The organism is Roseateles cavernae (genome assembly GCF_040187885.1).
In the GTDB taxonomy this organism is placed as follows: domain Bacteria; phylum Pseudomonadota; class Gammaproteobacteria; order Burkholderiales; family Burkholderiaceae_C; genus Roseateles_E; species Roseateles_E cavernae.
The window spans coordinates 1-489 of record NZ_JBDPLH010000047.1 but is presented as its reverse complement, the minus strand read 5'-3'; the positions used below and the strand labels follow the sequence as shown (position 1 = coordinate 489).

At 68.3% G+C, this 489-nt stretch carries 1 protein-coding gene; it reads left to right on the top strand.

Annotation, left to right across the window (positions count from 1 at the left end; translation table 11 throughout):
• Positions 1–489, top strand: a 489-nt coding sequence (locus tag ABGI63_RS25795) for an HNH endonuclease (protein ID WP_349745377.1), incomplete at both ends; no start/stop codon positions are given.

Here is a 489-nt window from a genome sequence, read left to right as displayed (position 1 = left end):
AATGCCATCCGCAGCTCCTAAGCCCTGCATCAAATGCAGGGCGCTCGTCTATGACGGGTCAAGCCGCTGCATTGACCACAAGGTCAAGGACGGCAGCTTCGCCGACAGCCGGCGCGGCAGCAGGCACAAGCGCGGCTATGGCTCGGAGTGGGACACGAAGCGCGAGCGCATCAAGCAGCGCGCTGCTGGCCTGTGCGAGCCCTGCCTCCCGCTTGGCATCGTGCACGACGGCCATGAGTGCGACCACAAGGTCAGCAAGGCGGTCTGGCAGCGCAACTACGGCTCGCTCGCTGGCGTCGACGACGACGCGAACCTGCAGTGGATCAACCGCGACTGCCATCGCATCAAGACCCTGGCTGAGGCCGCCGCTGCGCGCGGCATCGTGCCCACCGATACACCCACCGCAGCCGAAGCCAGCAAGCCCTCCGGGCCGGGCGCACCCACCCGTGGTGCACCCGGCACCGGAGGCCAGCAGGCAGGGGGGGGTGA